The sequence below is a fragment of the Vibrio sp. Vb1337 genome (assembly GCF_033338715.1).
In the GTDB taxonomy this organism is placed as follows: domain Bacteria; phylum Pseudomonadota; class Gammaproteobacteria; order Enterobacterales; family Vibrionaceae; genus Vibrio; species Vibrio alginolyticus.
This window is the reverse complement of sequence record NZ_JAWOTD010000003.1, coordinates 48615-61266: the sequence shown is the minus strand read 5'-3', so window position 1 is coordinate 61266 and position 12652 is coordinate 48615. Positions and strand designations below refer to the sequence as shown.

11 protein-coding genes are annotated in these 12652 nt (G+C 43.5%); 5 read left to right on the top strand and 6 right to left on the bottom strand.

Going from position 1 to position 12652, the window contains the following annotated elements:
- Positions 1-63: 63 nt before the first annotated feature.
- On the bottom strand, positions 64-441 hold the full coding sequence (locus R7E42_RS04015) for a carboxymuconolactone decarboxylase family protein (RefSeq protein WP_005375385.1): 378 nt from the start codon (positions 439-441) through the stop codon (positions 64-66).
- Positions 442-499: 58 nt separating this feature from the next.
- Positions 500-856 (bottom strand): MerR family transcriptional regulator, encoded by a 357-nt coding sequence (locus R7E42_RS04010; RefSeq protein ID WP_005375386.1) that lies wholly within the window; start codon positions 854-856, stop codon positions 500-502.
- A 521-nt stretch (positions 857-1377) separates the two neighbouring features.
- On the opposite strand from R7E42_RS04010, the gene R7E42_RS04005 reads away from it, so the two are divergent.
- Positions 1378-2727, top strand: a complete 1350-nt coding sequence (locus R7E42_RS04005) for an alpha-amylase family protein (RefSeq protein ID WP_033906794.1) — start codon at positions 1378-1380, stop codon at positions 2725-2727.
- A gap of 108 nt (positions 2728-2835) precedes the next feature.
- Here the strand turns inward: R7E42_RS04005 and R7E42_RS04000 are convergent, their stop codons facing one another.
- The gene (locus R7E42_RS04000; protein WP_005375388.1) at positions 2836-3129 is read right to left on the bottom strand and encodes an ArsR/SmtB family transcription factor; all 294 of its coding nucleotides are present in this window, start codon (positions 3127-3129) and stop codon (positions 2836-2838) included.
- Positions 3130-3374: 245 nt separating this feature from the next.
- On the opposite strand from R7E42_RS04000, the gene R7E42_RS03995 reads away from it, so the two are divergent.
- The gene (locus tag R7E42_RS03995) at positions 3375-3668 is read left to right on the top strand and encodes a hypothetical protein (protein ID WP_005392536.1); all 294 of its coding nucleotides are present in this window, start codon (positions 3375-3377) and stop codon (positions 3666-3668) included.
- A 92-nt stretch (positions 3669-3760) separates the two neighbouring features.
- Here R7E42_RS03995 and R7E42_RS03990 read toward each other — a convergent pair whose 3' ends face one another.
- The 3 genes from R7E42_RS03990 to R7E42_RS03980 all read right to left on the bottom strand — a co-directional run bounded on the left by R7E42_RS03990 (position 3761) and on the right by R7E42_RS03980 (position 6931).
- On the bottom strand, positions 3761-5725 hold the full coding sequence (locus R7E42_RS03990) for a monovalent cation:proton antiporter-2 (CPA2) family protein (RefSeq protein WP_213969315.1): 1965 nt from the start codon (positions 5723-5725) through the stop codon (positions 3761-3763).
- Positions 5722-6339 carry an NAD(P)H-dependent oxidoreductase gene (locus R7E42_RS03985; protein ID WP_213969316.1) on the bottom strand — a complete coding sequence of 206 codons (618 nt, stop codon included), beginning with the start codon at positions 6337-6339 and terminating at the stop codon, positions 5722-5724. The genes R7E42_RS03990 and R7E42_RS03985 overlap by 4 nt, the downstream gene beginning before the upstream one ends.
- Before the next feature lie 166 nt (positions 6340-6505).
- A complete protein-coding gene (locus R7E42_RS03980) occupies positions 6506-6931 on the bottom strand; it encodes a universal stress protein (protein WP_005375398.1) in 426 nt (141 codons plus the stop codon).
- A 445-nt stretch (positions 6932-7376) separates the two neighbouring features.
- Between R7E42_RS03980 and R7E42_RS03975 the strand changes: the two genes are divergently transcribed.
- From R7E42_RS03975 to R7E42_RS03965, 3 genes are all read left to right on the top strand, one after another.
- Positions 7377-8948, top strand: a complete 1572-nt coding sequence (locus R7E42_RS03975) for an ATP-binding cassette domain-containing protein (RefSeq protein ID WP_213969317.1) — start codon at positions 7377-7379, stop codon at positions 8946-8948.
- A gap of 206 nt (positions 8949-9154) precedes the next feature.
- Entirely contained in the window at positions 9155-11314 is a 2160-nt protein-coding gene (locus R7E42_RS03970) for a prolyl oligopeptidase family serine peptidase (RefSeq protein WP_318072372.1), read from the top strand.
- A 528-nt stretch (positions 11315-11842) separates the two neighbouring features.
- Positions 11843-12634 carry a hypothetical protein gene (locus R7E42_RS03965; protein WP_213873891.1) on the top strand — a complete coding sequence of 264 codons (792 nt, stop codon included), beginning with the start codon at positions 11843-11845 and terminating at the stop codon, positions 12632-12634.
- Positions 12635-12652: the final 18 nt, after the last annotated feature.

The window sequence follows — 12652 nt, the reverse complement described above, 5'->3', positions numbered from 1 at the left end:
TAATCACGGCCCGAACCCCAAGGGCCGTTTTTAATTGCGGTTAAATTGATTTCAACGTCGTTATTACTCTGCTCTTTCCGCTAGCACTTCTTTGAATGCAAACATGCCGTTTAATGCCGCGGGAAAACCTGCGTAGACGGACATCTGCAAAATGATCTCTTTAATCTCATCCTCGCTACAGCCTACATTCAGCGCTGCATTTAAGTGCACTTTTAGTTGCGGCGCGCAATTCCCCATTGCCGTTAGCGCGGCGACGGTTGCGATTTCTCTCGATTTTAGGTCTAAGCCCGGGCGAGCATAAATATCGCCAAACGGATACTCAATGGTGTACTGAGCTAAATCTGGACAAATATCTTGTAAGGTTTCGATGACATTATGACCAGCGTCGCCATCAATTTGAGAGAGTAGTTCTAATCCTTTGTTAAAGCGTGATTGTTCCATCGGTATGTTCCTAGTGAATAAACGTAAACACACCTTAATCGTTAGAGTTAACTCTAAGTCAACGAACTTTTCCGCTTTTATACAAGGCAATTTTTTCTTCTAGAGCCGATAAGTGCTTTTTCTGTTGCTCAATGTGGCGTTTGAGGTTTTCTTGGTGTTGTTCTAACAGGGCTTGACGTTGTGGTACAGATTGAGAGCCGACTTCCCTTAATTTGGCATACTCTAGAATCTCTTCAAGTGGCATTGCAGTTTCTTTTAAACGCTTAACAAAGCTTATCCAGTTTAGATCTTTCGAACTATACATTCGATGTCCACTCGCGTTTCTATGGACATGTTTAAGTAAACCGATTTTTTCATAGTATCGAAGAGTATGAGCAGATAGCCCGACGAGGTCAGAAAATTCTTTGATATTCATTATTATCCTCCAAGGTAGAGCATACCCCATAGAGATAAGCTAAGTTTCGCATTTTGAAGTCATTTCGGGACAGATACAAACAGAAATCTTTAGTCTTTTAACGCTAGGTATGGTGATTTACTGGATTTTTGAAACGCGCCAAACGTGATCCATCTGCCAGTTTCGTTTTATTAACAATTGATTACTCAACGGGTTGGCTTGGCTATTTTTATCCTTTGGGCCTATTTTAGGGCGTACGTAGGTCTTATATTTTATCTTTTTCAATTGAGATTTTTGTTAAATAAAACAATGGCTTAGTGTTTTTTTTGGGGCTGTTTGGGGTGTATGTTGTGTGCCCGTTATTCACTCAGAACGATTTATCGCTGTGCAATGGATGAGTCGCTACGCCTTCGATTTCAGCCTTGAGTTAGTGCTAAAAGGGTGAGTGCCTCTGATGAATAGCTTTTATAATTTCGATTATTGAATTCACTCACAAAAAATGCAAACAAGTAATCGTGAGTGGAAACGAGCAGGAGAACAACATGAGTGGCTCACAGGAAACACAATCATTCGGTGCAAACGTTATCTTACATGCGTTTGATTGGAAGTATGCTGACATTGCCCAACGAGCAAAAGAAATCCGCGAGCTTGGTTATGGCTCTGTGTTGGTTTCGCCACCAATGAAAAGCGCACACGATGAGCGCTGGTGGCAGCGTTATCAACCACAAGATTATCGTGTTATCGATAATGCCTTGGGTGATACCAAAGATTTTATTCATATGGTTCGTGAACTGGAGCAAGTTGGTGTGTGGGTTTATGCCGACGTAGTGTTTAACCATATGGCAAATGAGGCCCACCTTCGCAGAGACCTTCAGTACCCAAGACAAGAGGTCTTGGAGGAATACCAGAACGACAAACAGAAATATCAGTCGCTAGCGTTGTTTGGCGATCTATCTCAACCACTTTTTGATGAAGAGGACTTTGTTGAAGCATTCGGCATCAAAGACTGGAAAGATAAGTGGCAGGTTCAAAACGGACGTATCACAGGTGGGCCAACCGACCCTGGCTTGCCAACTCTTCGTGTTTGTGACCATGTCGTTGAGCAGCAGCGAGCGTACCTAAAGGCGCTGAAAGCTATTGGTGTGAAAGGTTTTCGTATTGACGCTGCGAAACACATGACGTTAGAGCATCTTAAGCGTGTTTGGACAGACGACATCACGCGGGATGTGCATATATTTGGTGAAATTATTACCGATGGCGGTGCGACGGAAGAAGAGTATCAGCTGTTTCTTGAGCCGTATCTACAGGAAACTCGCCTAGGTGCTTACGATTTCCCTTTGTTCTCAACCATGTTTAAGGCGTTTGCTAAAAAGGGCAGCTTCAAGTCTCTGATTGATCCCTATTGTTTTGGTCAGGCTCTGTCCCCCGGTCGTGCGATTACATTTGCTATCACACATGATATTCCTAACAATGATGTCTTTCTTGATCTCATCATGGACGAGGAGAACGAATGGTTAGCTTATGCCTATATTCTAGGCCGAGATGGTGGTGTGCCGTTGATTTATACCGACTTAAACACCAGCGGTATTAAAGGTAAAAATGGTCAGCCAAGATGGCAAGGTGCATGGAGCGATCCGAGAATGGCAAAAATGATCCAGTTCCATAATATGACGCATGGCGAGCCGATGAGTGTTCTTGAAGGTAACGATGACATGCTCGTACTGAAGCGAGGTGACAAAGGTATTGTGGTGCTTAATAAATCACAGCGTCAACAGTCTTTGACATTAAAAATCGATGGTAATTGGGTTGATTTGATGACAGAACAAATCATTCCAACTGACGGTAAGTTAATCGTACCATCTAAGTCGTCGATGTTACTCGTCGCGAAGTAGAAGATGTACACACCGAGGTTAGCAACTTCGGTGTGTATGTTTTTCATCGTCATTCACGTTCTGCTGAAGTTCAATATAAACTCAAACTCTCTCGTTTTTGCTAGAAATTTATGAGCACTCGTTAACGCAACATTCTGCTTTTAAAAAACCAATTACGTCATCTAAGCACTGATATTCTGCAACACAAAAAAGGGTTCTACCCTCACGGCGCTGGGTGAGAAGACCGGCTGAAGCAAGGCTCGAGATATGATGAGAGAGAGTGGATGCTGGAATGCCTAGCTTTTCTTGTACGCCGCCTACCGCGATACCTTTGTATCCCGCTTTGACGACTTCTTTGTAAATACTTAAACGAGTCGGATGCCCTAACTCTTTTAGTGCTTTAGCAACGGCTTCAAGCTCCATACTGACCTCTAAAGAATGACCACAGTAATTTTATTTCGATAATAGGGAAAGTCTCGGTAAATGCCAACTATTACGATCTCAGAACAATTTAAACCAGATGAGATTCATGCTGGCTCATGCCTTCATGACAACAATTGTCTGTTCTAATGAGACAGATCAATCTTCATTATTATTTCACGCCACGTTCAAAATCCCTCGTCTACACTCAATGTTGAGTTGTCAGTTGGCAGACCAAGGAGGCGGCCATGATTGCGGTTCATAGAGATTATTGTTTGTCTAACAGTTCGGATTTACATGCCCACGTTAAAGTCAACCCTGTTGGTAAATTAGAAGTTGAGATTGTTGAACTTCAAGAGCGCCACACCACAGAGTTTGATGATTTGTCTTTTGAGAGTCGTGGGTGTGAAACTCGAATCTGTGGTAAAGAAGACACAACTCCGTGGCAGTTCAATCTTGCAGTTACTGATGCGTTAGAGCTTTCTCATTTAGTGGAAGAAGCAAACGAAGAGTATGAGATTTTAATGAATGATCTTATGTAATATCGAGAAGATCATTTTATCCTGCACGGCGTGTGGCTCTGTACTGAAAAAATAAAAACCTCCCAAGTGGGAGGTTTTTAATATGGAGTGCGTTATCGTTGGATAGGCTCTTCTCTTGGTGGTGTTAGCTCTTGGACGTTATCTTCATTAAAATCATCGGCGTAACCTTTAGGTGGCGGTGTCCAACCACGTTCTGACCGCGATAGTTTGTCATGACGATCTTTTTGCATCTCTTCCGCCATTTTCTCCTCTAACTGAATAAACAGTTGTCGGAAATTGTTGTCATAGCGTTCACCTTCAGAATCATCCTCCCAAGCTTTGTAAAGTATTTCTGACTTACGTGCTTCAACACGCTTATATGTCGCCTTCTGTTGTTCAACAAAGAAGGGGTGAATGCCAAGGGCTTTCATTGTGTGACCGCCCATCTCCAATGCAGAATGGTAGGTCTCTGATTCAATAATATCAGCCCCCGCTTGACGCAAAAGATAGCCATGTCCACGGTCAAAGGCACGTGCAATCACTGTTACTTTTGGGTACGTGTGCTTAACGTACTTCACCAGTTCTACACTCGATTCTTGGTTATCAATCGCCACAACCAAAGCAGCGGCGTGCTCAATGCCGGCTGTATGTAGCATATCTGGTCGAGTCGCGTCGCCAAAATAGGCGCGAGTGCCAATTTGGCGCATGTTATCGATTTGGTCAGATTGATGGTCAAGTACCACGGTAGTCACGCCGTTTGATACCAATAGGCGATTCACTATTTGTCCAAAGCGGCCGATGCCGGCGATGATCACCGTGCCTGTTTCCTCAATCGTATCGCTTTCGCGTTCATTTGACTGGCTTTCAAAGCGCGGCAGAATCACTCTATCAAACAGAATAAACAAACCTGGTGTCAGGAACATCGAAATCGCAACCACTAACGCAAGAGTTTGTGAAAGTTCAAATGGGATGACGTGGTTTTGCACTGAAAAGCTTAGAAGCACAAAGCCGAATTCACCTGCTTGAGCCAAGCTTAGGGTAAACAGCCAGCGGTTGCTTCCTTTCACCCTAAATATCAGTGCAAGAATAAACAGCACCAAGGCTTTCAAAACCATCACGCCAATGGTCAATGCCATGACCAACCAGAAATCACCAAAAAGGACCGAGAAGTTGATCCCTGCGCCAACGGTAATAAAGAACAGACCTAACAATAGGCCTTTAAATGGTTCGATATTGGATTCTAACTCGTGGCGGAATTCACTGTTCGCCAATACAACGCCAGCCAAGAAGGTTCCTAAGGCAGGAGATAAGCCCACTAAACTCATCAGTGCAGCGATACCAATGACAAGCATGAGTGCAGTTGCGGTAAAGATTTCTCGCAAACCAGAGCTAGCCACATAATTGAGCAGAGGTCGACTTAAAAAGTGTCCACCAACGACGACGATTGCAATCGATGCTGTGATTACGATGCCGTATGCCCAGCCTGGCAACCCCGCAACGAGGCTTAATTCTTCATGGTGCGCTGCGGCTGTTTGAGCCGCGGACTGTGCCTGTTCAATTAATTCAGGTAAGGCCAATAGAGGAATGAACGCCAACATTGGTATCACTGCAATATCTTGAAAAAGCAACACGGAGAAAGCGTTTTGTCCACCTTCCGTCTTCGTTAATCCTTTTTCGCTAAAAGTTTGCAAAACAATCGCAGTAGAAGAGAGGGCGAAGATCAAACCTATGGCTAAGGCTATGGTCCAAGGCTGGTCAAAATACAAGGCAATACCCATAATCGCCGCGACGGTACCGCCGACTTGCAGACCTCCTAAACCCATTAAGCGATTGCGCATCGCCCACAACATTTTGGGTTCGAGCTCTAAACCAACGAGAAACAGCATCATCACCACGCCAAACTCGGCAAAGTGCTGGATTGTTGTTGTTTCTTCACCGACTAAACCGATAATTGGGCCAATGACCACACCTGCGATGAGATAGCCTAAAACGGACCCAAGTCCCAAACGCTTAGCAAGTGGGACTGCAATTACAGCAGCAATCAAATATACGAAGGCTTGTAAGAATATCCCTGTCATGAAGCCTCCTTAATGAGCTCTGGCAATGCGCTGTTAAGCTTGATTAATGACGCCGCAGCTTCAACATCCAACCTATCTTCGACTAAAGCTGCTAGCAGGCTCTTGTACCGCTCAACATGACGAGGGATTCGCCCTTCTTCATCTGCTGTACGTGCGCCAAACATCGCGAGAGGGGCAATGTAGTTCATGCCTGTCAGTGCGGACATTTGTTCAATAGGCGCAAGCAGTTGACGAATCGTAAAGTGGTTGTAGCCCTCTGCCTTATAAGCTTCTTCTTTACCCCCTGCAGACAGCACACAAAGCATGGTCTTACCTTGCAGTGCTGTGCCATCTGTACCGTAAGCAAAGCCATATTCCAAAACCAGATCTTGCCACTCTTTTAAAATCGCAGGCGTTGAATACCAATATAGTGGGAATTGGAAAATCACCACGTCATGCTCACGTAAGCGTTGCTGCTCACGGTCGATATTAATATCGAAACGAGGGTATTCGCCATAGAGATCAACACATGTCACGCCTTCAATTTTTTGAGCTTCTTTGAAAAGTGGAGTATTCACTTCTGAACGATGCTGGGAAGGATGAGCAAAGAGAATGAGTACTTTTTTATTTGCCATAGGGATCCTTGCTATCTAAATAACCATGCCCAGTAGGAGCGCGGGTTGGTTAGAAAATGTAACTCATAAATGATCGCCAAGCTAGTTTGGAAAACTGTTTAAGCTGTTTCAATATCAATAAAAAACCACCAAATAAATTGGTGGTTTTGGGAAGCGTTACGTTTTACTAATCATGAATAGGGACGACTAGAATATCCACCGGTGACTTGTTAATTAAGTGTCTGGAGTAAGAAATGATCTTGCTCCAGAAATCTTGGTGGTGACCACAAATCAGCAGATCCACTTCTTGCTCTTTAATGGTGACTTCCAATTTATCAGCCAAATCACCCGTACCTACAAAGAAGTGTTTAAGTGGGTAGTCCATGTAATCACTAAATGTTTTTAAACATTCCATTGAATGCTCATTCAACGGCCTTTGATCCGGGTTTTCTTTAATGTCTACAAGCTCACGATAGATTTCTCCGTGCGTACCATCAATATGAATAAAGGAGATATCGGAGTCGAGATAGTTTGCCATTGATACCGCTCTGTCGATAAGCACGGTGCTTTCATCTGACAGTTCGAGTGCAACAAGGATATGTTTGTATTTCATAACCACGCCCTTATGTGGATTATCTTTACCCTAAGCATAGTATGGCTTGGATAAAAATTGTGTTGCTAAGATCTCGAAATTGTTCAAAGACTTGTTAAAAAGTTAATGTGATATAACAACTTACTGTGAAATTTTCTTTTTGTTCACATTTGGTTAGAAAGCTTGCTTTTTGAACAAAAAAGCAGCTACACTCTACGCATCATTTCTCTAGGAGATTACGCCAACATGAAGAACTAAACCTGTCATCCATATTTTTACTTATTTTTTGGATCTGCAGGGTTAGTAGGCGTAGCTCACTTTCCGATATTTCTTTGCAACAAGACGACTTTTTGATTTGACGTATATCGTCGAGCTTTACATAGAGCTTAATGCGTTTGTGCACGCGTTTTGTTGCAATCTCAAATCATAGCTACGGCTGTTGTCCCTGTCATACAGGAGGCAAATTATGCCAGTTTTACAAGCTTTTAATGTTAGCCATCAGTTTGATAATGGCGATACGCTATTCCAGTCTATTTCTTGTTCCATGACTAAACGACGTGTTGGTTTGGTTGGGCGCAATGGCATCGGCAAGTCGCTTTTGGCTTCCATTTTGGCGGGCGAAACTCAGCCTGCCAGCGGTGTTGTGACTGCTCCCTCTTCTTTCATGATGTATCGCCAGCAGCCCTCTGATCTGCTTTCAGGTCAGCAATCGATCGCCCAATTTCTGGGAACAGACTCGGCCTTACATGCTTTGAAGCAGATTGAACAAGGTGATGTTTCTGAGCATTGGTTCGAACTGGTTGGCGAACAGTGGGATATTGAACTGAAACTCAAACAGCAGCTTGCTGCGATGGGCTTGCCGCAAGACCCTGATTTCTCTTGTGCTCGGCTCAGTGGTGGTCAGTTGGCGCGTTTGCAGTTATGGCAGTTATTTGAAAACGAAACGGATCTTTTGATTCTCGATGAGCCATCCAATCACCTCGATACCGAGGCGAAACAATGGCTGATAGAGTCTATGACGCATTTCAGCGGTGCGATTTTACTCATCAGTCACGATCGTGAGCTGCTGCGAGAGATGGAGGAAATTTGGGAGCTATCGGGCCTAGGTTTACAGGCTTTTGGTGGAAATTACGATGTGTACGCCGAGAAAAAACGCACTGAACTGCAAGCGGTCGAGAGGCAGTTAGCGCAAGTCGATAAACAGAAAAAACGGTTAGCCGAGCAAGCCCAGAAAAATCGCGAAAAAGCAGACCAACGCGCCGCGCAAGGGAACAAACTGCGCAAAGACGGCAGTCAGCCCAAAATTTTGCTTGATGGAAAAAAGGATAGCGCGACCGCCAGCGCTTCAAATCGCAATAAGAATGAGCAACTCAGACAAGCGCATTTACAAGCCAAAGAACAGGCGTTGCAATCGCGACATGAGCAACTCAAGGCGCAAAAGCTTTATCTTACAGATAATCCGAACCGTTCGCGAAAAGTGTTGTCGATACAAGAAGGTATATTACCTTTTGGGAATTCTACGCCTATCACGTTGCAGATTTTTGCGAACGACAAAGTCCATCTCAAAGGGAGAAATGGCTGCGGAAAATCAACCTTGTTAAAGACGTTGCTTGGCGAGTTATCGTTGCAGAGTGGTGAGTTGCAAGTGAATACGCCTTTGTATTATCTCGACCAACATTTTGGTGCAGTGAATCCAAATCTTTCGTTACTTGAGAACGTAATGGAGAGCTGCCAAGAGATGACGGAAAGTGAAGCGAGGACCTTATTGGCCGGGATCGGTTTTCGTCGAGATGCAGTGTTTCGATTGGGGCGCCTACTGAGCGGTGGCGAGAAGATGAAGCTCGCGATGCTGATAGTCAGCCACCAAAATTCTCAGCCTTTGCTGCTGCTTGATGAACCAGATAACCATCTCGACCTCGAGTCAAAAATAATGCTTAGTCAGGCGTTAAATGTATACAAAGGTGGATTTGTTCTGATTAGTCACGACCAAGATTTCGCTTCTGAGTCTGGGGTTTTGCGCCAAATCGAGCTGACTTAGACGAAAGAGAGTAAACGCCATCGTGGCTCTTCAGTATTGTTCCCAAGTTCTACACTTCCACTTACTAGTTTGTAGAACTGGAAGGAAATGAGGGAGTTAGGATGGCTTTCACAACTCGTTTAATGAAATTAGATTCATTTTGTCGATATATAGTAGAGTTCTGATGTATTGCACAAAAAGACAACAGAAAAATAAAAAGGAATTTCATGAAAAAGAACACCCTAGCACTCACAACGGCTCTCGCACTCGGAAGTGTGTTGTCTGTGGCGTATGCAAATGAAGCGGCGCAATCGTCGGTTGAACAGGTAACCCCGAAAACCATCACGTATCCAACCACACAAAAAGTGGATGTTGTCGATGACTACTTTGGTACAAAAGTGAGTGATCCTTATCGCTGGTTGGAAGACGATCTCAGCCCAGAAACCGCAGAATGGGTGAAGGCACAAAATGCAGTGACGTTTGATTATCTGTCGAAAATCCCTTACCGCGAGCAGATTGAAGAGCGCATCACTAAGCTCATGGACTACGAAAAGCAAAGCCAACCGTTCAAAGAGGGTAAGTTCACTTATTTCTACAAAAATGACGGGTTACAAAACCAAGATGTGCTTTATCGGCAGTTAGGTGATGGTGACGCAGAAATTGTCCTCGATCCAAATACTTTTAGTGAGGATGGCACCACATCGTTAGCGGGAGTGAGCTTTTCACGAGACGGTTCTTTGGTCGCATACAGTATTTCGGAAGGCGGTAGCGATTGGCGCAAAGTCATTGTGTTAGACACAGAAACCAAAAAGCCCGTCGGTGAAACGCTGGTGGATATTAAGTTCAGCGGCATCAGTTGGCTCGGCAATCAAGGTTTCTATTACTCGAGTTATGACAAGCCACAGGGGAGTGAACTCTCCGCGAAGACAGATCAACACAAGCTCTACTTTCATAAGCTAGGGACGAAACAAAGTGAAGACCAATTAATTTTCGGTGGTGTAAAGGACGAAAAGTATCGCTACGTTGGGGGTTACACGTCGGAAGATGAACGCTACTTGTTTATCTCAGCCAGCGTATCGACGTCGGGCAACAAACTGTTCTTTAAAGACCTGAGTAAGCCAAATAGCCCGCTGAAAACCATTTTAGATAACACCAGTTCTGATACTTGGGTGATAGACAACCAAGGCACGAAACTGTACTTGGTTACGAACCTTAATGCGCCGAACAAACGCGTCGTGACGGTGGATGCAAGTCAGCCGCAGCCCAAAAACTGGAAAGATGTGATTCCTGAAACAAAGAACGTGTTACGTGTTTCTACCGCGGGTGGCAATTTGTTTGCGAGCTATATTGTTGATGCGATCTCGATGGTGAAGCAATACGACATGAACGGCAAACTCATCCGAGAAATCAAATTGCCTGATATTGGCAGCGCATACGGTTTCTCGGGGAAAAAAGAAGAAACCGAAGTCTACTACTCTTTCACCAACTACAAGATGCCAAGCACTACCTATCGTCTGAACATCAAAGATGGTGATAGCGAGGTGTACTACAAATCTAAAGCGCCATTTGATCCAGCTTTATATGAATCTCGCCAGGTGTTTTACACCTCAAAAGACGGAACAAAAGTGCCGATGATCATCACCTATAAAAAGGGGACTCCGATGGACGGCAGCGCACCAACCATTCTATATGGTTATGGCGGTTTCAACATTAGCCTCACGCCATCTTTTAGCCCGACACGTGCGGCTTGGTTAGAGCTTGGTGGTGTTTACGCGGTAGCGAACATTCGTGGTGGTGGGGAGTATGGTAAAGAGTGGCACAACGCTGGCATTCAAATGCAAAAGCAAAATGTGTTTGATGACTTTATTGCTGCGGCTGAATTCCTAATTGATGAAGAGGTAACGTCATCAAACAAGTTAGCCATTAACGGTGGATCGAATGGTGGCTTGTTAGTGGGGGCCGTTATGACGCAACGTCCAGAGCTGTTTAAAGTGGCGCTGCCAGCAGTCGGTGTACTGGATATGCTGCGTTACCATACTTTTACCGCAGGTGCTGGTTGGGCGTATGACTACGGCACGGCAGAGCAAAGTAAAGAGATGTTCCAATATCTGAAAAGTTATTCGCCGGTGCACAATGTAAAAGCAGGGGTGGAATATCCAGCAACATTGATTACAACCGGTGATCATGATGACCGTGTTGTTCCTGCTCACTCATACAAATTTGCTGCTGAGTTGCAATCGAAGCAAGCGGGTTCAAATCCGACCTTAATTCGCATCGAAACCAATGCAGGACATGGTGCAGGCACACCAACGCGTAAAATAATTGAGACAAATGCAGATATTTATAGTTTTGCACTGTTCAATATGGGAATAGAGAAACTGCAATAGTGCGAATTGTTTGCGTTTTAGTTATCGAAACGCATCGGCGCCTTATCGCTCGATAATAAAAGGGAATCACAGAGAGTGATTCCCTTTTTATTTATTATAGGCCTACTATTCTAATCTGATGCTAGGCTAATCAAACTAAGGTTTTTAAAATTATTATAATGTTCTAATTAATCTGAAGAGTGTTGTACGATCGAAATGAAACATTGATCGCGATCACCTAAATCCATTGCACTCTCTATTTATATGGTAAAATTGATTAATCATTCGTTCTAATGATAATTGAATTTTCATAAGTTTTAATATTTCCTTCTTCATTGTTATTACCAAATTTCAAGTTATATAAGATATAAGTAGCGGTGATTGAACTTTTACGATGCTTTATTTTATTTTAATTAAAACGTCGAATGTTTCGTCATTATTGAATTTGCTTTGATAATTTATGTTATCCAAAGCGAGTTGTGTTGCTTGCTATTTATGATGACCTCATGACGTGAATAATTTTATAATCATTAAAATGGATACAGTTTTATGAATTTAGTGAAACCGTCTGTTGCCATTATGGTTGCAGCCCTACAACTCGCGTCTTCTGCCTATGCGCAGACAAACAATAACGAAGAACTACAAGATATGTCTGACCCACTTGCGGTATACACCCAAGCTGGCTTTGGTATTACTGATAAAGGCGCGAACATCAAAATCGGTCAAACTTACCAATCTAGCCAGCCTGGTACCATGGCGATGAACATCATTGAAATGAAAGGCATTGGTGGTGAGCTATTTGGCATTCGCGACAATGACGATCCAATATATGGCAACGTTGATGACAGCATTGACTCTTTCCGACTACGTAATTTCCAAGTAGAAGTCGCAAAAGGTCTAGGCCGTCAATTAGATGTAAACTACGACGTTGATAACGATAAATTAGATGCATCTTATAGCTTTATTCAAGGTCTACCTAAGTTTGGTATGTTGCAGCTATTTCCTTTAGCTGGTGCGGGTGTCACTATTGCTAATGATTTTAGTGGTGATGACAAAGGTTATGAAATTCCAGGTACTTTCACCGTTGTCGGTATGTACTCAAAAATTGAATTAACCGATAAAATCTGGATTAACTACAACCCAATGTATATGCATACATTGTCAGGGTCTAGTCAATATAAAGATACTTATTACGCGGGTGAAGATAATATCTTGGCTCATGAGTTTGCGTTGTCTTATCAAATTAATCCTCGCGCAAATATTCGTTACTTTGCAAACTGGAATGATCACGTTAATTTCGGTGATGGTGATCACCGTATCGAATTTAACTACCAATTCTAACTCCCTCGTTTATTTCCA

Bases quoted from the DNA above. Each gene is read 5' to 3' on its own strand.
- R7E42_RS03970 (WP_318072372.1), top strand. From the start codon at position 9,155: ATGAAAAAGAACACCCTAGCACTCACAACGGCTCTCGCACTCGGAAGT.
- R7E42_RS03975 (WP_213969317.1), top strand. From the start codon at position 7,377: ATGCCAGTTTTACAAGCTTTTAATGTTAGCCATCAGTTTGATAATGGC.
- R7E42_RS03990 (WP_213969315.1), bottom strand. From the start codon at position 5,725: ATGACAGGGATATTCTTACAAGCCTTCGTATATTTGATTGCTGCTGTA.
- R7E42_RS04005 (WP_033906794.1), top strand. From the start codon at position 1,378: ATGAGTGGCTCACAGGAAACACAATCATTCGGTGCAAACGTTATCTTA.
- R7E42_RS04015 (WP_005375385.1), bottom strand. From the start codon at position 441: ATGGAACAATCACGCTTTAACAAAGGATTAGAACTACTCTCTCAAATT.
- R7E42_RS03965 (WP_213873891.1), top strand. From the start codon at position 11,843: ATGAATTTAGTGAAACCGTCTGTTGCCATTATGGTTGCAGCCCTACAA.
- R7E42_RS03980 (WP_005375398.1), bottom strand. From the start codon at position 6,931: ATGAAATACAAACATATCCTTGTTGCACTCGAACTGTCAGATGAAAGC.
- R7E42_RS04010 (WP_005375386.1), bottom strand. From the start codon at position 856: ATGAATATCAAAGAATTTTCTGACCTCGTCGGGCTATCTGCTCATACT.
- R7E42_RS03985 (WP_213969316.1), bottom strand. From the start codon at position 6,339: ATGGCAAATAAAAAAGTACTCATTCTCTTTGCTCATCCTTCCCAGCAT.
- R7E42_RS04000 (WP_005375388.1), bottom strand. From the start codon at position 3,129: ATGGAGCTTGAAGCCGTTGCTAAAGCACTAAAAGAGTTAGGGCATCCG.
- R7E42_RS03995 (WP_005392536.1), top strand. From the start codon at position 3,375: ATGATTGCGGTTCATAGAGATTATTGTTTGTCTAACAGTTCGGATTTA.